Genomic DNA, 20,033 nt, shown 5'->3' on the forward strand with positions numbered 1-20,033 from the left:
TGCGACGGGAATCCTGCCCGTGCGGCGGCAGGTCTCGGGTTGTCGCTGAGGGACTGCCAGGACGTACGACGGCGGGCAGACTAGCGGATGCCGGCGGCACGCAGGGTACGTGCCAGTTCAGCGGCCGCAGACTGGAGCGTGGCCACGGTCTCAGCGAGGACGTCATCAGTGGCCAGTTCGACCGGAATCGAACAGCTCATGGCGTCCGTTCCCGGAATGCGGTACGGGACCACGACGCTGACGCAGCAGAGCCCCACGGTATTCTGCTCCCATTCCACCGCGTGCCCCGTCTTCCGGAATTCGGCCAGTTCGGTTTGCAGGGCGTCGAAGCCGGTTACTGTCTTGGGCGTCAACTGGGCGTAGGGGCCCGGTCCAAGCCGCTGCCGCACCTCATCGTCGGTGTACTCGGAGAGGATTGCCTTGCCCAGCGCCGTCACCTGCGCGGGCAGCTTGCGGCCAACGCGCGATGAGAGCCTGCGGCGGTCTACCGCCTGGCGCGTCGCCAAGTAGATGACGTCGGAGCGGTCCAGCCGGGCATAGTGGGTGGTGAAGCTGGTTGCATTGCGCACTTTTTCGAGGATGCCGGAGACGTGCTCCATGACGGGATCCCGGTCAAGGTAGGCCGTACCGCAGAGGAGCGCGTGCGTACCGATCCGGTAGGCGCCTTCCGGGGTCTGCTCGATCCAGTTCAGTTCAAGCAGCGTCAGCAGCAGCCAGTGCAGGCTGGAGCGGGGGTACCCGGTCAGCTTGAAGATCTCCGCCGTGGTCAGCGGCTGTGGCGCGGCCGCCACGAGTTCGAGGATCGCTATGGTCCGCTCAGCCGACTTGACCAGTTTCACGTCGCCGCCGGAAGTCTCCGCCCGCGCACCGTCCTGTATATCGAGCGACGCCATCAGCGCTCCCCCTTCCGCCGCGATCCGGGCCTGGTGAACCTCATTTGGCTGCCAGGGCCGGGTAGTTGTCCATCCCTACCTTATGGCCGCTGCCGGCCCATGCTCCCCCAAGCAGCGCGGCGAAACCGTCCTCCGTGGCGGTGTCGATACCGGCAGCGAACACTTCGGCATCGTCCTGCGGCTCGAATCCTATGGCGCGGCCCGCTTCCAGGTTGGCCCATCCGCGAGTATTCGCCGACACCGCCCAGACCACGTGATGGCCCGGAGCACCCCTGTCACTGAGGGTGGCCTGCACCAGGCGGAACGAATCCGCAGGGGACAGCCACGAGCCCAGCGACCGCAGGTTGCCCGGCCGTTCACCGCCCGTACCAATCCGTGCGCTGACCACTTTCATGCCGAACTTGTCGGCGTAAAGGCTCCCCAGCGCCTCCATCGCCGCTTTGCTGACGCCGTAGTAGGTGTCCGGACGCGGGCTAAGCACCGCGTCCCGTGCGGCGGCGGCCGTCGGGTGGAACCCGACGGCGTGCGTGGAGCTCGCAAGGAGGACGCGTTCGACGCCGTTGCGCCGTGCCGCTTCGAGGGTCACCTGGGTGCCGGTGATGTTCGTCAGCACGATCTCCTCCCAGGTCTTTTCACGGTGAAGTCCGCCCAGGTGCACCACGGCGGCGACTCCCTCCAGTGCGGCGTTCATGAATGCGGGGTCCGTCACCGAGCCGACGTGCATCGACTCGTTCTCCAGCAGCCGGGGAGCTTGTGCCAGGTCCAGGAGCCGGACGGCGTAGCCGGCTTCCGCAAGGTAAGGCCGCAGCAGCGTGGCCATCATTCCGGCGCCTCCGGTAATGGCGATGTGGGCGCCCGTGGATTCTACGGACAAGATTCCTCCAGTTGTTGACAGCCTGTGATCCTGATCATACTCTCGTGAAGTACGTTTCACATAGTAACAGGCATTCATATATGTAAAAAGGAGAATCAGAGTGGATTCGAAATTGATGACGCGCTCCCGCACTGCCGTGGCCCTGACGGTGGCGTCCGCAGCGCTACTGACGGGATGCGCCAGTGGCAGCGCAACGCCGGCGGCAAAGGACGACGGGCAGCCCATTGAAGTCTGGGCACGTGCCGGGACCGACGCCGCCACCACCTACGCGGCGATGTTCAAGGAGTTCACGGACAAGACCGGCGTGCAGGTCAACTTCCAGGGCGTCCCCGACCTTGACCAGCAGCTGCAGACCAGGGCCGCCTCGAAGAAGTTGCCGGACATTGTCATCAACGACTCCGCGGCTTTGGGCAACTACACCTCGCAGGGCTACCTCCAGAAGATCGACAAATCTTCGGTGACCGGCAACGACGCCATCGCCGACTCCCTGTGGAACGAAACCACAGGCCTGGACGGCGCCACCTACGGGGTGCCGTTCTCCCGCCAGACCATGGTGACCATGATCCGCAAGGACTGGCGCGAGAAACTCGGCCTGCCCATCCCCACCACACAGGAGGAACTCGCGAAGCTCGCCACTGCCTTCGCCACCCAGGATCCGGATGGCAACGGCCAAGCCGACACCTACGGCATGACCGTTCCCGGCTCCACCGAACGCGGCTACCTCGGCTGGTGGGCCTCTTCCTACCTGTGGCAGGACGGCGGCTCCTACCTCAAGGACGAGGGCAGCGGAAAGTTCTCCGCTTCCGCATCTTCGGCGAAGGACGGCGTCACCTGGATCAAGCAGCAGTTCTGCACCCCCGGAAACACCCAGCCAGGCGCACTGACCGCGGCCACCAGCGTCGCCTCCCCCTTCTTCCAGACAGGCAAGACCGGGATCATCCTCACCGGCCCCTACAACTTCTCCTCGTTCGACACCGCGCTTGGGAAAGACGCCTACGAAGTCATCGAAAGCCCCAAGGGCACCGAAGACAACACCGTCCTCGCGGAAGGTGAAAACATCTACGTCACGGCCAGCAACGGCAAACCGGACCAGACCAAAAAGGTCATCGACTTCCTGGTATCTGCCGACGGCCAGAAGGCAGGCATGACAGCCGGCAAGCAGCCGGTGGTCCGGGTCCCGGTGAACTCCGGTGTCGACGCCGCCGCCGTCTACAACGATCCGCGTTGGGCCGTTGTCCAAGACGCCCTCAAGAATTCCTCCAAGGCATTCCCCTCCGCCATCAACTTCGTGCCCATCAAACAGGCTGCCGCCGAAGCCCTGAACAAGATCGTCTCAGACTGCGGAGCGGACAACATTGCGTCCGGACTCAAGGATCTTGACGCGGCCATCGACAACGAGCTCGAAAGCCAGAACGCCAAGTCATGACCACCACACCTACAAGGCCGGCGGGCCTTCCGGCACCGGCCCGGCGTAACGGCCCGGCTCCGCAAAGAAAGGCGCGCCGGAACGGTAAACAGGCGCTGGCCATCTGGCTCTTCCTGGTGCCGGCCGCCGTGCTCGGGCTGTACTTCAAGTTCATCCCCATGGCAGAGGGAATCAGGCTGAGCTTCTTCAAGGTCCAGCCGTTCCTGGGCGACGTGTTCGTAGGATTCGACAACTACCTGGCCGTGCTGACCGATGCCCGGTTCATGGAAGCACTGGGACACACTGTGGTCCTCGGCCTCACCCAGACCCTGGGCGCACTGGTGGTGGGCTTTCTGCTGGCTTTGCTCCTGGAGGGCCAGGCCCGCTCCCTGTGGATCCTGCGCACCACCATTTTCCTTCCGGTGGTGACGGCACTGGCGGTGGTCGGCGAAATCTGGCGCATCCTCTATTTCCCCACCGCCGACGGTCCGCTGAACAGCATCCTGGGCTGGCTGGGACTCGGACCCCTCCAGTTCCTCAACGGAACGGACACTGCGCTCTGGTCCATCGCCGTCGTGGGTATCTGGTCCGGTGCGCCCTACAACATGGTGATCATCCTCGCCGGCCTCACGGGCGTCGACCGCTCACTCTATGAGTCAGCCGGAGTGGACGGCGCCACCATCTGGCAGCGGCTGAGGTACATCACCCTCCCGGCGCTTCGCCCATCGCTGGTCATCGTCCTGACCCTCGCAGCCATCCGCAGCCTCCGCAGCTTTACCGAGGTCTATGTCCTGACCGGCGGCGGACCCGCAGGCTCAACGGAAGTCTGGATGACACGCATGTACTCCCTCGGTTTCCAGCGCAACGACATCGGTGTGGCTTCCGCCGCCGCGGTGCTTCTGCTGGTGGTCACCCTGCTGCTGACCGTGGGCACCCAACTCCTGGCCAAGAGGAAGGCAGCACGATGAGCCAGACTGCTGTGCGAACCACACAACGCACCCCAAAGCCGTCCGCCGGCGCCCGGTTCGATACCGCACTGGGCTGGTCGCCCCGGTTCGGGCCAAACATGGCCCTCCGGATACTCCTTTGCGCCCTGGTGTTCTGCATCTTCGCGCTGCCCTTCGTGGCCATCATCTCGGGCGCCTTCGACCGCAACTCCAGCCCCACGGACATTTCCCTGCTGCCCAAGACGTTCACACTTCAGAACTTCGAGGCCGCCCGGCAACAGGGCCTGTGGGGCTACCTGCTCAATTCCCTGGTGGTGGCAGGAGGCGGGCTCCTCCTGCAAATGACGGTCTCGGTGTTCGCGGCCTACAGCCTCAGCCGGAAGAAGTTCCGGGGGCAGGCACTGGTACTGCTCCTTGTCCTCCTGACGATGATGCTCCCGGAAGAAATCATCGGCATCCCGCTTTCGCTGGTGCTGGGTGATCTCCCGCTCCTCGGAATCAGCCTGCGCGGCACGGTGCTGGCGGTCATCCTCCCCGTCGGAATCTGGGGATTCTCCATCTTCATCATGAGCGAGTTCATGAAGGACATCCCGGCCGAGATCGAAGAAGCTGCACGCCTGGACGGCGTCGGAGAATTCAGGATGCTGTTCGCCATCATCCTGCCGCTGTGCAAACCTGCCCTGGGCGTGATCGGAATCTTCGGCTTCATGATGGTGTGGGACCAATACCTCCTCCCCCTGATCGCCGCCAACGATCCCAGCGACTACACCCTGACCGTGGCGCTCGCGGTACTCCGCAATGACACCACCGTAGGCCCGGGCGTCCTGCTCGCCGGCGCGCTGATGGCCATGGTCCCCAGCCTCCTGGTCTACCTCTTCCTGCAACGTTCCATGATCCGCGGCATCACCTCAGGCGCCACCAAGGGCTAGGGCCTGTACCGCCTCCCACATACGAAAGAAGCTCAATGACCGCCAGCACCACCGTTCCGGCACCTTCGACGCCCACGGCTACAGACCTCGCAATCACAGACATCACCATTACCCCCATCGCCTTCTCCGATCCGCCGCTGCTGAACGCTGTGGGCGTCCACGAACCCCTGGTCCACCGGGTGGTCATCGAAGTGCGGACCGCCAACGGCCTCCTCGGCCTGGGCGAATGCTCGGGAGGCAGCACCCGCCTCAAGAACCTGGCGGCGGGGGCCAACGCCATCAAGGGTGTCAGCATCTTTGAAACGTCGCGGATGGAACAACTCATCAACCAGGCCCTGGACCCGGGGCTCGGCGCATTTGAACGCGCCGCGGTGTTCTCCGCCTTCGAGGTGGCCGCACTGGACATCCAGGGGCACGCCACAGGCCGGACCGTCAGTGAACTGCTCGGCGGCACGGTCCGCGACGAGGTCCCCTTCAGCGCCTACCTCTTCTACAAATGGGCAGAACACCCCGCGCTGGACGGCAAGCCCGCCATCACCGATGACTGGGGCGAAGCCCTGGATCCGGCAGGCATCGTCCGGCAGGCGCAGAAGATGATTTCCGAGTACGGTTTCAAATCCATCAAGCTCAAAGGCGGCGTCTTCCCACCCGCGCAGGAAATCGAAGCGATCCAGGCGCTGCGGGACGCGTTTCCCGGGATGCCGCTGCGGCTCGATCCGAACACCGCGTGGACAGTGGAGACATCCCGATGGGTTGCCCGCGAAACGGAAGGCCTGCTCGAGTACCTGGAGGATCCCACTCCCGGCCTTGAAGGGATGGGCGAGGTAGCTGCCACGGCAGCCATGCCACTGGCCACCAACATGTGCGTGGTGGCCTTCGAACATATCCGGCGCGGTGTGGAACTTGGCTCCGTCCAAGTCATTCTCGGTGACCACCACTACTGGGGCGGCCTCCGCCATACCAGGGAACTGGGCGCCATCTGCGAAACCTTTGGCCTGGGACTGTCCATGCATTCCAACTCCCACCTGGGCATCAGCCTCGCCGCGATGGTCCACGTCGCCGCCGCCACCCCCGCCCTCACCTACGCCTGCGACACCCACTACCCGTGGAACGGGCACAACGACGTGGTCAAGCCAGGCACGTTGCGCTTCGTGGACGGCAGCGTCCGCGTCCCCACCGGCACCGGACTTGGCATTGAACTGGACCGGGAAAAGCTCGCCGAACTGCACCGGCAGTATCTGGATGCCCGCATGACGGCGAGGGACGACACCGGGTACATGCAACGGTTCGTCCCCGAATACACGGCGGACCTGCCCCGGTGGTAGCCGCCGGAAGTCCACACGTCACGGGCTACCTCTATCCCTGGGACGTCCTGGGCGACCCGCATGCGGCCGGTTGGGTCAAAAATACGGGCGTCGACCGGGTGGCGCTCGCCGCCGCCTACCATTCGGTACGCGCGGGGACGCCGCGGCACCCTGCCCGCAGGGTGGTGGACGCCCGTTCCGCAGCCCTCTACCTTCCTGCGGGCGCGGCCTTTCGGGACGACGCGCTCGTCCCGGGCAGTGCAGCGGGCTGGACGGGGAGTGAAAACTCCTTCGCGACCGCGGCCGAGGTCCTGCGGAACGCCGGCCTGCCCGTGGATGCATGGACCGTCCTGACCCATTCGAGTGCCGCCGGCAGCCGGAACCCCGGGCTCTGCGTGCGGAATGCCTTCGGCGACGTGTACACGTACGCGTTGTGTCCGTCCCAGCCACCGGTTCGCAGATATGCCGCGTCACTGGTGGAACAGATCCTGGTGGAAGGAAAGCCTGACGGACTCGTCCTGGAGGCTGTGGGCGCCTTGGGATTCGGCCATCAGAACCGGCATGAAAAGACCGAAGGTGCCGAGTACTCGCCCTGGGTGCAGGCGCTGCTGTCCCTCTGCTTTTGCGATGCCTGCACCGAAACCTGTACGTCGCGTGGCCTGGACGTGGCCGGGTTCCGCTCCCGTGTGCAGGAGCTGGTCCTTGCCGCCGACGATCCGGACATGACACCGGCCGGGGCCCGCGAAGCGGTCGAATTCTTGCCGCTGCTGCAGGTCCGGTGGGACGCCGCTGCAACCCTGCTGGACACATGCCTTAGTGCAGTGGAGTCCAGCGGCATGAGCCTCCGCCTGTCCATCCATGCCACGCCCGACCCCTGGGCCACGGGCCCCTTTGTGCCGGCGGAGGTGCTGCGCCGGAGCCGGCGCTGGCCGGCGGCCGGTGACGTCACCGCCGTCGTGCCCTGCTGGGGCGAAGCCGCACAGGCCTCCGAATGGCTGGGATCCATGGCGGGCGCAGGCGTGCGCACGGGCGCCTATGTCCTGGCTTTACCGCCCAAGACGTACGACGGCGGCGGGCTGGCTTCGGAGTGGCGAGCCCTTGCGGAGGCGGGAGCCGACGAACTCCACGTCTACCACCTGGGGCTGGCCTCGACCCGCCGGCTTGGCGCCATCGGCGAAGCGGTCGCCAGGCTCCGCCCGTGACGGACCATTGCGGCACCCTGACGTTCGGTAGGTTGGTGCCGTATGGCAGGGCCAGTTTGCGTCGAAGCATGGGAGAACAAGTGAAAGCGATCGTGTACGAAGAGACCGGTGCGTCGTCGGTGCTGCAACTGCAGGATCGGGCAACGAGGGACCCGGGTCCCGGCGAGGTCCGCGTCCGGCTCGCCGTTTCCGGAGTGAATCCCACGGACTGGAAGTCCCGCGCCGGCAGTGGGCAGGGCAGCACGAAGCTGAAGACGCCAAAGGTTCCCAACCAGGACGGCGCGGGCATTGTCGACGCCGTCGGTCCCGGGGTGACGGGCTTCAGCGCCGGCGACCGTGTCTGGCTCTGGGACGTGGCCTGGGGCAGCGACGAAGGTACGGCCCAAGAGTATGCCGTTGTTCCATCGGTCAAGGTGGTTGCCCTCCCCGATGATGAATCCTTTGACACCGGCGCCTCGTTGGGCATCCCGGCCCTGACGGCACACAGGGCCCTGACCTCCAGTGAACATGGGCCCGACCGTCTCTCCCCCGGATCGTTGACCGGGCAGACCGTCCTCGTCACCGGCGGTGCAGGAGCCGTAAGCCACGCCGCCATCCAGCTGGCCCGCTGGGCCGGAGCCACTGTCATCACCACCGTCAGCGACGACCGGAAAGACGGCCTCGCCCGCCTCGCAGGGGCGCACCGTGTGCTCAACTACCGCACCGAAGACGTCGTAGCCGCTGTAAACGCCGCAGTCCCGGAGGGCGTGGACACCATCGTGGACGTCAACGCCCCCGCCAACCTCGAGTCCGACGTCGAGATCCTCAAACCCGGCGGAACCATCGCCATCTACGCGGCGAACCCCGGGGAATCGGTGACCGTGCCCGTCCGGGAAAGCATGGGCAAGAACATCCGATACCAGTTCATCCTGACCTACACCGTCACCGATGGACAGAAGCAGCACGCGGTGGAGTCGGTGTCCGAGGCCCTCGCGGCAGGCGCGCTTCGCGTCGGTGAGGAGCACGGGCTGCCGCTGACCCGTTTCCCGCTTGCGGAAACCGCATCGGCGCACGACGCCGTCGAACAGGGGACCATCGGAAAGGTGCTCATCGACGTCGCCCCGCTCACCTAGGAACGGTTCCGCATAGGCCCGGCGTGCCAAATCTCACATTCACGGCCACGCCGGGCCTGCGGGCACCTCCGTGTGGGGGCCGCGGCTAACGTGGACGGGTGCGAATCCATGACGTGTCCAGCCCGCGATCCACCGCCCGCGTCCGGCTGGGATTCTGCTTCATGGTGGCGCTGCTCCTGGTGGTTGCCGGCCGGGTGTTCGTGGTCCAGGGATTCGATCCCGAGAGCTATGCGTCCAAGGCCGCAGACCGTCGTACCCAGGTATCCGCGCTCGCCTCCGAGCGTGGCGCCATCCTGGACATGAACGGCACCGTCCTGGCCCAGAGCACCGTCCGCTACGACATCGTGGGCACACCGAAGGTCAACACCACAACGGAAACTTTCCGCCAGGTAGACGATTCCGGCACCGTCCGGACGGTCACCCGAGACCAGGGTCTCCAGCAACTCGCCGACCTCCTGCAGATGCCTGAGCCCGAAGTCCGTGAGCTCATGACCGGCGATGCCCTGTTCACCTATCTGGCCAAAGCCGTGGACCCCGGCGTCGAACGCGCAGTGGTGGACCTGGGCGTTCCGGGAGTGGAGTCGAGGCCGGTCAAAAAGCGCGCGTACCCACAAGGGGCGGTGGCCGGCAGCATCGTTGGATTCACCAATGACCAGGGCGGAGCCGCCGGCCTCGAACTGACCTTGGACGAACAGCTGACGGGCCGGGACGGGGAACGGACCTACCAGACCGGCGCCGACGGCATCATCATCCCCACCGCTCCCTTGGAGGTGGTGCCGGCTACCAACGGCCAGTCGGTCAAGCTCACCATCGACACCGATCTCCAGTACGCGGCGCAGGAAGCACTCGAAGCCCAGGCCGGAAAGCTCAGTGCCGACTGGGCGAACCTGATCGTCGTCGAAGCAAAAACCGGAAAGATCCGGGCCATGGCCGAAACAAATTCCGTAGACCCCAACAACCCCGGAGCCACCGCACCGGAGGACCGCGGAGCACGGTCCGTGCAGGCGGCCATTGAGCCGGGGTCAACGGAAAAGGCCATCACCGCAGCGGCCGCCATCGAGGAAGGGCTCGTCAGCCCCGGCTCCCGCCTAGTCATTCCGTCCGGGTACACGGTGAACGGGCAGTTCTTCAAGGACTCTTTCGAGCACGGCACCGAGCAGCGGACCTTCGCGGGCGTCATCGGTTCCTCCATGAACACGGGCACCGTCATGGTCGGCCAGGACCTGAGCCGGGAACAGCGTTATGGCTACCTTCGAAAGTTCGGCGTCGGTTCCAGCACCGGAATTCCCCTGCCGGGCGAATCGGCCGGGCTCCTGGCAAAACCCGACCAGTGGGACGGCCGCCAGGAATTCGCCGTCCTCTTCGGCCAGGGCGTATCGCAGACTCCCCTGCAGACCACCATGGCGTTCCAGGCCCTCGCCAACGACGGCGTCCTGCTCAAGCCGCGGCTGATCGAGTCCTACCTCGACCCGGACGGCACCGAACACCCGGTGGAAACGGAGCCCGGCAGCAGGGCGGTCAGCGAAGCGACGGCGCAGCAGACACGGGACATCCTCGAGAGCGTCGTCACCGCTGGCGGCGCCAAGGACATCAAGGTCCCCGGGTACCGGGTGGGCGGCAAGACCGGCACTGCTGAAGCCGTTTCCGATTCGGGCAAGGGCCTGGACGGCTATACCGCTTCGTTCGTGGGCATGGCACCGATGGATGACCCCCAGTACGTCGTCATGGTCAACGTCCAGCGGCCGGCCGGGAACATTTACGGTATTTCCACCGCGCCGGTCTTCAACAACATCATGACCAGGGTCCTCAGCAAATTCGACGTCGCGCCGTCCAGGACGCCGTCCGTCAGCCTGCCGCAGAAGTTCTGAGGCACAGGCCGCCGGACCGGACGTGCCAGTCTGGTTAGGCTGGGTGGATGGCAACTGTAATCCTCGTGCGGCACGGCCGCACCACCGCCAATGCGTCCGGGATCCTGGCTGGGCGGGCTGCCGGCGTGGGCCTGGACCAGACCGGACTTGAGCAGGCGGCTTCCGCCGGAGACCGCCTTGCCGTGCTGCCCCTGGCGGGCGTGGTCTCCAGTCCCCTCGAACGCTGCCGCGAAACCGCCCGGTTCATTATTGACCGGCAGGCAGGAAATCCTGCAGCGCCGGTCGAAGCCGACCTCACGGAATGTGATTACGGGCAGTGGCAGGGCCGCAAGCTCAGCGACCTCGCCACCGAGGACCTGTGGGGTGCGGTGCAGTCTCAACCGTCCACCGTAGTCTTCCCGGGCGGTGAATCAATGGCCGGGATGCAGGCGCGGTCAGTGGCAGCAATCCGGCGCCATGACGCGGCCTTCGAAGCCGGCCACGGCCCCGGTGCTGTGTGGGTGGCAGTGAGCCATGGTGACGTCATCAAATCAATCCTGGCCGACGCGCTCGGGATGCATCTGGACCTCTTCCAGCGCATCAACGTGGGTCCGGCCTCCATCTCAATAGTGCATTACGGTCCGGCCCGGCCAAGCGTGTACGCCACCAACACAGACGCCGGGGATCTTGCGTGGCTCGCCCACGGCATTAGTTCCGGGGATGCGCCGGTTGGCGGCGGCGCGGGACAGGCCGCCACGTAGGCCGGTGTGCCTAAAATACTGATATGCCCACACTTGTTCACGAATTTGCCTGGCCTGACCGGGTCGTCATCGGCACCATCGGCGTTCCGGGGGCACGCACGTTCTATCTGCAGGTCCGCACGGGTAAGCAGATAGTCAGTATCGCGCTGGAGAAGCAGCAGTCAGCCGAGCTGGCGGAAAAGATCGACGACATCCTCGATCAGCTCGGCACCATCGAGGGGAATCCGTTCAGCGTTCCCGCGGGCACACCCGTCGAACTGGTTGACAATGACCAGCTCGAGACGGTTGAGGAGCAGTTCCGGACGGGTGCCATGAGCCTGGGCTGGGATCCGGCAACCGCGCAGATCGTCATTGAGGCCTACCCCATCATCGAGATCGACGCTGATGCCGGCGAAATACCGGATGTGGACGACGCCGAAGTCCCCGAGATGCTGCTGGTACGGATGCCGGTGGGCACCGCGCGGGCATTCGCCAAGCGCACGCGTGAGATCGTGGGCGCCGGGCGTCCCGCCTGCCCGCTCTGCGGCTACCCCGTGGACCCCGAAGGGCACGTCTGCACCCTGCCCGAGGCCTGATGCCCGCCGACCTGTCCGCCGGCGCACTGACCCTCACCGGGAGAATCACGACGGCGTCGAATGCCACCTTTGTGGGGAGCATCGGCGACACGACTGTTGTCTACAAGCCGATAACCGGGGAGAAGCCGCTGTGGGATTTTCCCGACGGTTTCCTGGCCCACCGGGAGGTCGCCGCCTACCTGGTCTCCGAGGCGCTCGGCTGGAACATCGTGCCACGTACCTGGCTGCGGGACGGTCCGCTGGGTGAGGGGATGGTGCAGCTGTGGCAGGAGCCGGACCCCGACCAGAAGGCGGTGGACATCTTCTCTCCGGAGGACGCGCCCGAGACCGGTTGGCGCCACGTCCTCGAAGGCGAGGATGAGACCGGGCGGACAGTCGCCCTCCTCCACGAGGACTCTGTGGCGCTGAGGCGCATGGCCGTGTTCGACGTCGTGGTGAACAATGCCGACCGCAAGGGCGGCCACATCCTCGCCATGGCCGGCGGGCACCGGCACGGCGTGGACCACGGGCTGACCTTCCACACAGAGCACAAGTTGCGCACGGTTCTGTGGGGCTGGCTGGGCGATGACCTGAGCAGCGAGGAGCTGCAGGGCATTGATCTGGTCAGCGAGGGCCTGGACGGTGAACTGGGCCGGGACCTCGCGGACCTGCTCGGGGACGATGAGATCGCGTCCCTTGCCATGCGCTGTACCCGGTTGCGTTCCGCGGGCCGGTTTCCGGCTCCGAGGGGCGGCATGCCTGCGGTCCCCTGGCCACTGTTCTAGTACGCGGCACCTCGTCGCTGGCTGGTGCTGTTGCTTCCAACAGATCTTTTTGAGGTCAGCAAAGGACCATGGGTAGTTCTCCCTGGCCACTGGCGAACGCGTGGCTAGACTGGGTGGGTTAGGACGGATTGGGGGATCCACGGCGGTACGCCGCCTCCGCTGGTCGGTCACAGCCAGCGAAACCAAAGGAACAAACCGTGACCTTCTTCCAGGATTTGCCTGTACCAGAGCCGCCCCGCCGTGGCCGCACCGTCCGCTACGTTCCACCCGAATGGGCTGGCGCCCCACGATATGAGCTGCCCGCTGTGGTCCACCTTGGCCGGTTCCTGCACCGGTCCCCGACCTTTATTATGGCGGTCGAGTCAGTCAAGGTGTACTCCACCGGCTGCCTCTTCGATCTGTCGTGGAAGTTGCGTCGGCGGAACGAGAGCGACGAGCAGTGGGACGAACTGAACGCATCGTTCTTCTCCCAGCCGCACGCCAGATGGGCCAGGCCCCGTCAGCCCCTGGCGGCACTGCTCTGCGGGGTCCAGCTTGCCGACGGATCCAAAGCTTCGTCCGGGGCCATGCTCAACAGGCCTCATCCAGCGCCGAACGCACCTAATCCGGACCCGCCGGTAATCCTCTTTCAGGGACAGGGCGGTAACGGTGGGGACGACGAGATGTCCTCCAGCGGAACGCTCTGGCTGTGGCCGATGCCGCCGGCCGGGGACCTGCGACTGGTCACCCAGTGGACCGACATGGGTATGCCCGAGACGTCCATCACCCTCGACGGCGGGCACCTCCGGGACGCCTCCGCGCACGTTCAGCCGTACTGGCCCGAGGAGGACCAGCAGCAATGAATCCGCTCGATAACCCGATCCTGCTCGCGGTCTCCGCAGCCATCTTCTTCTACGTCCTCTACGGCGTCATCCGCGCCGCCGTACGGGACGGCATCCTCCAGGCCGAAGAGCGGCATACCGCGGCGAAAACGGATGACAACATGCTGGCCCCAAACGACAGGCAATGAACCGTCGAAAAGCGCCCTCGTGGCCCCGGACGGAAGTCTGGGCATGGGTTGTTGGCATAGTCGTGGTTACCCTCTTTGTCCTCCCGTGGTCGCTAATGGAAGTCGGGCGCTGCGTCGATTACATTCCCGGCTTCGGGGAAAGCTTCTGCGAAAGCGGTCCAGTCATTGGCCAGCCAGCGGCAGCAATTGTAGGCGCCGCCTCTGCACTGATGATTCTGTACTTCCTGTACCGGATCGCACGCATCGTCCTGCAGCGTCGGGCCAGCCGCCGCATACAGGATCGGTAGCCGACCGCACCTCTGGCCATCAATCCTTGCAAACATTCAACAAGCAGGTGTTTCCTCTTTTAATCGAGGGCTTTCCGGTCCATGGACTTGAGCGCGGCGAGGCGGGCTTCCACTTCTGTCTGCTCGCCGAGGTCTTCAAGGGAGTCGAACTGGGCGTCCAGGGAAGAGGCAGCGAGTTCCTGCTGGCCGCGGACGGTGGCTTCCTGGCGGCGGATGTTCTCCTCGTACCGGCCAATGGCCGACGCCGGGTCTCCGGTGTCCAGGGCCTTGAGGGCGTCATTGACTTGGGACTGGGTGGCGGCGACCCGGGCACGGTTGACCAGCTCGTTTCGCTTGGCGGTCAGCTCGCCGAGCTTGCCGCGCATCTGGTCCAGGCCGCTCTTGAGCTTGTCGACCACCTCGTTTTGAGCCGCCAGGCCCGGCGTCTGGGCCTTGGCGGTGGTCTCGGCAGTCATCTGCCGCTGAAGAGCGAGCCGGGCGAGGGCGTCGAACTTGTCCGCGTCGCTGTTGCCCGCGGCCCGGAATTCGTCAGCCTTGCGGGAGGCAGCGATTGCCTTGTTGCCCCATGAGTGGGCATCGTCGATCGCCCGTTTGTGGTCGTCTTCGGCCATCCGGAGGTTACCGATGGTCTGCGCGATGGCGGCCTCGGCTTCACGGATGTTGTTCGAGTAGTCCCGGACCATCTGGTCCAGCATCTTCTGCGGGTCCTCCGCGGAGTCCAGGACGGCGTTCAGGTTGGCCTTGGCGAGCTGGGCAACGCGGGCGAAAATACTCTGCTTCACGAGGGTCTTTCTATCGGGGACGGCATTCGCATCCTACGTGTCCGCGGACCGCCGCGGCCAATACCTTCCACAGCCAGGGACGGATGGAGGCAGGTCTCACCATCCGCGATGTTCAAGTAGTGCGGCTTCTAACTACAGACGCAACACCCTACTGAAAGAGGTGTTGCTTCATGCGCAGTTCGACGCGCCGAACGCGGAAGATGGGCCTTGAAGGCTTGGTCGAGAAGAAGCTTTTGTACGTTCAACTCAAGAAAGACGGGCACTCCACTTCCGCAGCATGCAGGATTCTGGTATTCACGTGAATACTGGCCATCGCTGGTTGCATGGACGGAGCGGGGTTGACCGTCTCGTACAGCAGGGCTTGGACCCGCGGCGCCGTAAGGCAGTTCCGGCGGCCGTTTCCAGCCGCTATCTGTCCGAAGACGAACGCATTTTCGTCGCTGACCGTCTGCTGGTTCGGGCAAGTATTCGTTCTATTGCCCGCGACCTGGGCCGGCTCCGTCCGCATCAGCAGGGAGTGTCCCGCAATCGTCCCGATTCGCGCCGCCATCACCCGTTCCGTGCCCAGAAGATGGCACAGAAGCGCAGGCCGAGGCCGAAGTTGGCCAAGCTGGCGCGCGATGAGGAACTGCGTCACTACGTTGTGGAGTGCCTCTCGAAGCGCTGGAGCCCGCTCAAGTCCGTCGGGCCTTGAAGCAACAGTTCCCAGGAGAGAAGCGTCGACATTTGAGCCCACGAAACGATTTATCGTGCGCTGTATCAGTTGAGTATCATCCCCGTTCCCACGGGCTCTCCCCGGCTATTGCGTTCGGGTAAGTTCAGCAGAAGGTCACGGTCCAGGACCAAGGGGAAGCCGCGCCAGTACATTTCTGACGCTTTGAAGATCGGTGATCGGCCAGCCCACATCGCTACCAGAAAGAAGCCGGCCATTGGGAGGGTGACCTCATCATGGGCCAAGGCAACAAATCAGCGACAGTGACGCTTGTTGAACGCTCATCCCGTTTCCTCATCGCGTTTTCCCTTCGGCCGGGAAACAGGTCCGATAACATGCGCGATCAGCTCATTGAGACACTCACCGAAATGCCGGCGGAGTTGCGGAGAACTTTGACCTGGGACCGAGGCTCCGAAATGGCGAAGCATGCCGAGGTCACTGCTGCTCTGGGCACGCTGGTGTACTTTTGTGATCCGGCCAGCCCTTGGCAACGTGCCTCAAACGAGAACGCCAATGGCTTGCTCCATCAGTACTTCCGGAAGGGTGATGACCTGAGCGCAGTTGAACAGGCAGATGTCCTGTTTGCTGCAAAGGAGATCAACAGCCGACCCAGGGCCGTTCTGGATTGGTCGAGCGCAACTGCCAGATTCGCCATGTATCACGCTGCCGCGATCAGCTCCGGTCCGGGGAGCGGCAGAAACGAGCCCACTCCTGCAGTTCTTTCTACTTCGGGCTAGCTACGTTGTTGAGCGGCACCGTTGTCGGGCCCTTCGCATTCAGGGGGTCCTTCTTTCCGCTGAGGGCGGGCTGACTTGTGCCTCTACAGACGTGCTCTTGCTGCTGGCGGCCCAGCTGGCGAGGAAGTTGAGTTGATCTTGGGCGTGGCTGCCCGGCTCGGCGGAGTAGGCGATCATGGTTAGTCCTTCGCCGGGCAGTTCCAGGGCGTCGCCGGTGAGTTCGATCTCGCCGACGAGCGGGTTGCGCATGATTTTGCGGGCCGACCGGTGGAAGCGGACGTTGTGACGTGCCCATCTGGTGGAGAACTCGGTGCTGCCGGCGGCCAGGTCACCGATAAGGCTGTTGAGGGCGCGGTCCCGCGGATTACTGCCGGATTCGGTGCGCATAGCCGCGGCGAAGTCATCGGCGAGAGTTTCCCAGTCGACGAAGAAGTCCTTGGACCGGGGGGCCAGGAACATGAAGCGTGCGAGGTTCACTGGAAGCGTCTCGGGGCTGAGGATCCCGGTGTAGAGGGCGAAGCACAGGCTGTTGGCGGCGATCACATCGGTGCGGGAGTTCCGGACGTAGGCCGGTGTTCCGGTCATCCCGGCCAGGATTCTTTCGATGCTGGGGCGCACTTCGGCCCGTGCCCGTCGGGTCCCGGAGGCGGGGGCTGGTGCGGCGGCCTTGGCCAGGTCAAAGAGGTGGGCGCGTTCTGCCTCGTCGAGCTGAAGTGCCCGGGCGAGGGAGTCAAGAACGGAGTCCGAGACTCCCCGGAGGTTGCCGCGTTCGAGCCGGGCGTAGTACTCGGTACTGACGCCGGTGAGCATGGCGACTTCCTCGCGTTTGAGCCCGGTGACCCTCCTGGTTCCTCCGTGGGCGGGCAGCCCCGCCTGGGCCGGGGTGATGCGTGATCGGCGGCTCATGAGGAAATCGCGGACGTCGTTGGTAGTGTCCATGGGTTCTAGGCTACGGCGGGCCGTGGTGGTCTAACAGGAACTGCCAGTACACCGCACAACAGACACTCCCGCGCGAATGAGGGGACTGGTTTTCTGGAACCAGACCGTTTCCCGAATTCGAAAGGACACCATGTCCGTGTCTACCGCCAGCAGCCCGGCAGTGGCTGCCCGGCCCAGGGCTTCCTTGGGGGTGGCGATGCTGGGGTTCTTCGTTGTCGCCCTGGATGCCCAGATCGTCAACGTTGCCCTGCCCGCGATCCGCAACGACCTCGGCGGGGGACTTTCGGGTCTGCAGTGGGTTGTGACCGGCTATGCTCTGATGTTTTCCGCCCTCCAACTGTTCGCCGGGACGTTCTCCGACCGGGCTGGAGCGCGTCGCGCTTACGGGATGGGCATGATCCTCTTCGTTGTTGCTTCCGCTGCCTGCGCGTTGAGCCCCTCGCTCCCGGCCCTGGTCGGGGCCCGTATTCTGCAGGGCATTGGCGCGGCGATGATCACCCCGGCGTCCCTGGCCCTGATCCGGGAGGCGTACCACGACGCCGCAGCCCGCGGCCGGGCCACTGTTTACTGGGGGCTTGGCGGTTCCGTGGCGGCCGCCGCGGGACCGGTGCTGGGCGGGCTTCTCACGCAGCTCGACTGGCGGCTGATCTTTTTCGTCAACCTGCCCGTCGGAGCCGTCGCGCTCGGCGTCCTGTCCCGCGTCGCGGTATCACCCCGCCGAGCGGCACCGTTCGACTGGACCGGACAGATCAGCGCCGTCGTCGGGCTTGCAGCCCTGACCTACGGCATCATCGAAGGCGCCGAGGCCGGGTACGAAAGCCCTGCCATCGTGCTCATGTTCGCCGTCGCCGTCGCGGCCATCACCGCGTTCGTCTTCGCCCAGGCCTGGGGGCGGCATCCGATGATTCCGCTGGACTTGTTCCGCTCCCGTACCGTGTCCACCGCACTGACCATTGCCGTGGTCACGATGGCCGGTTTCTACGGGATCGTGTTCGTCCAAAGCCTCTACTTCCAGCAGGAGCGCGGCGCTTCTGCCCTGGAAACCGGGGTGCTCTTCCTTCCAATGACGGCCCTTGTCGCCATCCTGAACCCCTGGGTGGCCCGCCTCATGGGCAAGTACGGGCACCCAGCCATGATCGCCACCGGCCAGCTCATCATGGCCGCCGGCCTGGCTGGACTGTGCCTGCTCCCAGCAGACGCACCGGTCCTGCTCGTCGCAGCGCTCATGGTCCCGGTAGGGGTCGGCGGCTCCTTCACTGTCCCCTCCATCATTGCCCAGGTCATGGACAACGTACCCGCCGAACGGGCCGGCACCGCCAGCGGCGTAGTCAACACCGCCCGGCAAGTCGGCGGCACACTCGGCGTGGCCATCTTCGGCGCGGTGATCGCCAGCGGCGAGTTCATCACAGGTTTGCGCGCCAGCCTCGGCGCCACCGCCGTGGTCCTCATCGTCCTCATCGTCGCGTCCATGGCATTCCAACGCCGGCCGCACACAACCACCTGAGCATGCCATCCGCAGACCAACCTCAACGAAAGGAGCAGGCATGCGCCTCACAGTTCCCGCACCCACGACCAAAGGACCGGCCGAAAAGTTCACCGGCGACGTGTACCTGAACCCACTGCACTCAGCTGAAAGCCCCTCCCGGCTCGGATTCGCGATGGTCCGGTTCGACCCCGGGGCACGGACCCACTGGCACTCCCACCCGCTGGGCCAAACACTGCACTGCACCGACGGAACAGGACTGGTGGCCACCCGGGACGGGAAAGCCATCCTGATGCACCCCGGAGACACCGTCCACACCCCTCCCGGAGAAGAACACTGGCACGGCGCAATCCCGGACTCCCTCATGTGCCACCTGGCCATGGTCGAACACGACGACGGCCACACAGCAACGTGGCTCGAACCCGTCAGTGACCAGGAATACCAAGCCGCCCACTCCAAAACCCACCCACAAACCACAGCAGAACAACGCTAAGGAAAAACCCATGAAGAACGTCACGCTCAACAACGGCATCGAAATGCCAATCCTCGGCTTCGGTGTCTTCCAGATCCCCGAAGAAGAAACCCAAGCCGCCGTCGAAGCAGCCATCGCGACCGGCTACCGGCACCTGGACACCGCCGCGTCCTACGGCAACGAAGGGGCCGTCGGCGCCGCGATCAAAGCCAGCGGCATCAACCGCGAGGAACTGTTCATCACCACCCAGCTCTGGATCCAGCACGCACCCACCGGCAACGTCCAGGAAGACACCAAGCGCGCCTTCGAGAACTCCCTGAACCGGCTCGGACTGGACTACCTCGACCTCTACCTGATCCACCAGCCACTCGGTGACTACTACAGCGAATGGCGCGCCATGCAGGACCTGAACAAGGAAGGCCTCACCCGGGCCATCGGCGTCTCGAACTTCCACCCGGACCGGCTGGTGGACCTCATAGACCACAACGAAATCGTCCCTGCCGTGAACCAGATCGAAACGCACCCGTTCCACCAGCGCGCCGCCGACCAGGAACTAATGCGCGAACGCGGCGTGCAGATCGAATCCTGGGGACCGTTCGCCGAAGGCAAGAACAACCTCTTCACCGACCCCGTTCTCAGCACCATCGCTGACGCCCACGGCAAGTCCGTCGCCCAGGTCGTGCTGCGCTGGCTCATCCAGCGCGACGTGGTCGTGATCCCCAAGTCTGTCCGGCCCGAGCGCATGGCCCAGAACCTGGACGTCTTCGGCTTCACCCTCACCGAAGAGCAGATGAACCAGATCGCGGCACTGGACACCGGTGCCAGCCTTTTCTTCGACCACCGCGACCCCGCCATGGTCAGCTGGCTCGGCAACCGCCGCTACCGCTAGACACCATGACACGCCCGCTGGCCACCAGCGAGTCAAGCGTCAGTCGGCGGTCCGCCCTTCGCGGGGCGGCCGCCGGCCTGACCGGCGCCCTCATCACCGCAACAGCAGCC

General features: G+C 65.0%; 19 protein-coding genes and 1 pseudogene. 16 read left to right on the forward strand and 4 right to left on the reverse strand.

Translation table 11 applies throughout. The annotated features are described in order from the left end of the window. Positions 1 to 80 precede the first annotated feature (80 nt). Both ACHL_RS10535 and ACHL_RS10540 read right to left on the reverse strand, forming a co-directional pair. Positions 81 to 893, reverse strand: coding sequence for an IclR family transcriptional regulator (locus ACHL_RS10535; protein ID WP_015937279.1), 813 nt, complete (start codon positions 891 to 893; stop codon positions 81 to 83). Positions 894 to 933: 40 nt separating this feature from the next. Then, positions 934 to 1,767 (reverse strand): NAD-dependent epimerase/dehydratase family protein, encoded by an 834-nt coding sequence (locus tag ACHL_RS10540; protein ID WP_015937280.1) that lies wholly within the window; start codon positions 1,765 to 1,767, stop codon positions 934 to 936. 100 nt (positions 1,768 to 1,867) lie between these two features. On the opposite strand from ACHL_RS10540, the gene ACHL_RS10545 reads away from it, so the two are divergent. From ACHL_RS10545 to ACHL_RS24480, 12 genes are all read left to right on the forward strand, one after another. After that, a complete protein-coding gene (locus ACHL_RS10545) occupies positions 1,868 to 3,193 on the forward strand; it encodes an ABC transporter substrate-binding protein (RefSeq protein WP_015937281.1) in 1,326 nt (441 codons plus the stop codon). Next, on the forward strand, positions 3,190 to 4,140 hold the full coding sequence (locus tag ACHL_RS10550) for a carbohydrate ABC transporter permease (RefSeq protein WP_015937282.1): 951 nt from the start codon (positions 3,190 to 3,192) through the stop codon (positions 4,138 to 4,140). The genes ACHL_RS10545 and ACHL_RS10550 overlap by 4 nt, the downstream gene beginning before the upstream one ends. Next, positions 4,137 to 5,048 (forward strand): carbohydrate ABC transporter permease, encoded by a 912-nt coding sequence (locus ACHL_RS10555; protein WP_015937283.1) that lies wholly within the window; start codon positions 4,137 to 4,139, stop codon positions 5,046 to 5,048. The genes ACHL_RS10550 and ACHL_RS10555 overlap by 4 nt, the downstream gene beginning before the upstream one ends. A 35-nt stretch (positions 5,049 to 5,083) precedes the next feature. Beyond that, entirely contained in the window at positions 5,084 to 6,373 is a 1,290-nt protein-coding gene (locus ACHL_RS10560) for a glucarate dehydratase family protein (protein WP_015937284.1), read from the forward strand. Then, on the forward strand, positions 6,367 to 7,554 hold the full coding sequence (locus ACHL_RS10565) for a hypothetical protein (protein ID WP_015937285.1): 1,188 nt from the start codon (positions 6,367 to 6,369) through the stop codon (positions 7,552 to 7,554). The genes ACHL_RS10560 and ACHL_RS10565 overlap by 7 nt, the downstream gene beginning before the upstream one ends. An 80-nt stretch (positions 7,555 to 7,634) precedes the next feature. Further along, complete coding sequence (locus ACHL_RS10570) at positions 7,635 to 8,666, forward strand: NADPH:quinone reductase (RefSeq protein WP_015937286.1); 1,032 nt, start codon at positions 7,635 to 7,637, stop codon at positions 8,664 to 8,666. A gap of 161 nt (positions 8,667 to 8,827) precedes the next feature. Further along, the gene (locus ACHL_RS10575) at positions 8,828 to 10,534 is read left to right on the forward strand and encodes a peptidoglycan D,D-transpeptidase FtsI family protein (RefSeq protein ID WP_015937287.1); all 1,707 of its coding nucleotides are present in this window, start codon (positions 8,828 to 8,830) and stop codon (positions 10,532 to 10,534) included. 47 nt (positions 10,535 to 10,581) lie between these two features. After that, entirely contained in the window at positions 10,582 to 11,274 is a 693-nt protein-coding gene (locus tag ACHL_RS10580; RefSeq protein ID WP_015937288.1) for a histidine phosphatase family protein, read from the forward strand. 23 nt (positions 11,275 to 11,297) lie between these two features. After that, complete coding sequence (locus tag ACHL_RS10585) at positions 11,298 to 11,849, forward strand: DUF3090 domain-containing protein (protein WP_015937289.1); 552 nt, start codon at positions 11,298 to 11,300, stop codon at positions 11,847 to 11,849. Further along, positions 11,849 to 12,613, forward strand: coding sequence for an SCO1664 family protein (locus ACHL_RS10590; RefSeq protein WP_015937290.1), 765 nt, complete (start codon positions 11,849 to 11,851; stop codon positions 12,611 to 12,613). Before ACHL_RS10585 ends, ACHL_RS10590 begins: the two co-directional genes overlap by 1 nt. A gap of 350 nt (positions 12,614 to 12,963) precedes the next feature. Beyond that, positions 12,964 to 13,455, forward strand: coding sequence for a hypothetical protein (locus ACHL_RS10595; protein WP_244266459.1), 492 nt, complete (start codon positions 12,964 to 12,966; stop codon positions 13,453 to 13,455). Continuing rightward, on the forward strand, positions 13,452 to 13,622 hold the full coding sequence (locus tag ACHL_RS24480; protein ID WP_015937292.1) for a hypothetical protein: 171 nt from the start codon (positions 13,452 to 13,454) through the stop codon (positions 13,620 to 13,622). Before ACHL_RS10595 ends, ACHL_RS24480 begins: the two co-directional genes overlap by 4 nt. Before the next feature lie 346 nt (positions 13,623 to 13,968). On the opposite strand, the gene ACHL_RS10605 is transcribed toward ACHL_RS24480, so the two are convergent. Then, entirely contained in the window at positions 13,969 to 14,691 is a 723-nt protein-coding gene (locus ACHL_RS10605; protein WP_015937294.1) for a PspA/IM30 family protein, read from the reverse strand. A gap of 924 nt (positions 14,692 to 15,615) precedes the next feature. On the opposite strand from ACHL_RS10605, the pseudogene ACHL_RS10615 reads away from it, so the two are divergent. Beyond that, a pseudogene (locus tag ACHL_RS10615) lies at positions 15,616 to 16,140 on the forward strand (IS30 family transposase); the annotation flags it as partial. A gap of 39 nt (positions 16,141 to 16,179) precedes the next feature. Here the strand turns inward: ACHL_RS10615 and ACHL_RS10620 are convergent. Continuing rightward, the gene (locus ACHL_RS10620) at positions 16,180 to 17,079 is read right to left on the reverse strand and encodes a helix-turn-helix transcriptional regulator (protein WP_015937295.1); all 900 of its coding nucleotides are present in this window, start codon (positions 17,077 to 17,079) and stop codon (positions 16,180 to 16,182) included. Positions 17,080 to 17,209: 130 nt separating this feature from the next. Here ACHL_RS10620 and ACHL_RS10625 point away from each other — a divergent pair, with 130 nt between their 5' ends. Genes ACHL_RS10625 through ACHL_RS10635 form a run of 3 tightly spaced genes read left to right on the forward strand, consistent with a single transcriptional unit; the run spans position 17,210 to position 19,923 of the window. Continuing rightward, complete coding sequence (locus ACHL_RS10625) at positions 17,210 to 18,583, forward strand: MFS transporter (RefSeq protein ID WP_015937296.1); 1,374 nt, start codon at positions 17,210 to 17,212, stop codon at positions 18,581 to 18,583. Between the two features lie 40 nt (positions 18,584 to 18,623). Then, entirely contained in the window at positions 18,624 to 19,055 is a 432-nt protein-coding gene (locus ACHL_RS10630) for a (R)-mandelonitrile lyase (protein WP_015937297.1), read from the forward strand. Between the two features lie 10 nt (positions 19,056 to 19,065). Further along, positions 19,066 to 19,923, forward strand: coding sequence for an aldo/keto reductase (locus tag ACHL_RS10635; protein WP_015937298.1), 858 nt, complete (start codon positions 19,066 to 19,068; stop codon positions 19,921 to 19,923). Positions 19,924 to 20,033 lie beyond the last annotated feature (110 nt).

The sequence above is a fragment of the Pseudarthrobacter chlorophenolicus A6 genome, from assembly GCF_000022025.1.
Lineage (GTDB): Bacteria > Actinomycetota > Actinomycetes > Actinomycetales > Micrococcaceae > Arthrobacter > Arthrobacter chlorophenolicus.

Excerpts from the sequence above, each read along its gene's own strand:
- ACHL_RS10620 (WP_015937295.1), bottom strand. The coding sequence starts at position 17,079 with ATGGACACTACCAACGACGTCCGCGATTTCCTCATGAGCCGCCGATCA.
- ACHL_RS10555 (WP_015937283.1), top strand. The coding sequence starts at position 4,137 with ATGAGCCAGACTGCTGTGCGAACCACACAACGCACCCCAAAGCCGTCC.
- ACHL_RS10535 (WP_015937279.1), bottom strand. The coding sequence starts at position 893 with ATGGCGTCGCTCGATATACAGGACGGTGCGCGGGCGGAGACTTCCGGC.
- ACHL_RS10580 (WP_015937288.1), top strand. The coding sequence starts at position 10,582 with ATGGCAACTGTAATCCTCGTGCGGCACGGCCGCACCACCGCCAATGCG.
- ACHL_RS10630 (WP_015937297.1), top strand. The coding sequence starts at position 18,624 with ATGCGCCTCACAGTTCCCGCACCCACGACCAAAGGACCGGCCGAAAAG.
- ACHL_RS10590 (WP_015937290.1), top strand. The coding sequence starts at position 11,849 with ATGCCCGCCGACCTGTCCGCCGGCGCACTGACCCTCACCGGGAGAATC.
- ACHL_RS10575 (WP_015937287.1), top strand. The coding sequence starts at position 8,828 with ATGGTGGCGCTGCTCCTGGTGGTTGCCGGCCGGGTGTTCGTGGTCCAG.
- ACHL_RS10560 (WP_015937284.1), top strand. The coding sequence starts at position 5,084 with ATGACCGCCAGCACCACCGTTCCGGCACCTTCGACGCCCACGGCTACA.
- ACHL_RS10550 (WP_015937282.1), top strand. The coding sequence starts at position 3,190 with ATGACCACCACACCTACAAGGCCGGCGGGCCTTCCGGCACCGGCCCGG.
- ACHL_RS10625 (WP_015937296.1), top strand. The coding sequence starts at position 17,210 with ATGTCCGTGTCTACCGCCAGCAGCCCGGCAGTGGCTGCCCGGCCCAGG.
- ACHL_RS24480 (WP_015937292.1), top strand. The coding sequence starts at position 13,452 with ATGAATCCGCTCGATAACCCGATCCTGCTCGCGGTCTCCGCAGCCATC.
- ACHL_RS10585 (WP_015937289.1), top strand. The coding sequence starts at position 11,298 with ATGCCCACACTTGTTCACGAATTTGCCTGGCCTGACCGGGTCGTCATC.
- ACHL_RS10635 (WP_015937298.1), top strand. The coding sequence starts at position 19,066 with ATGAAGAACGTCACGCTCAACAACGGCATCGAAATGCCAATCCTCGGC.
- ACHL_RS10595 (WP_244266459.1), top strand. The coding sequence starts at position 12,964 with ATGGCGGTCGAGTCAGTCAAGGTGTACTCCACCGGCTGCCTCTTCGAT.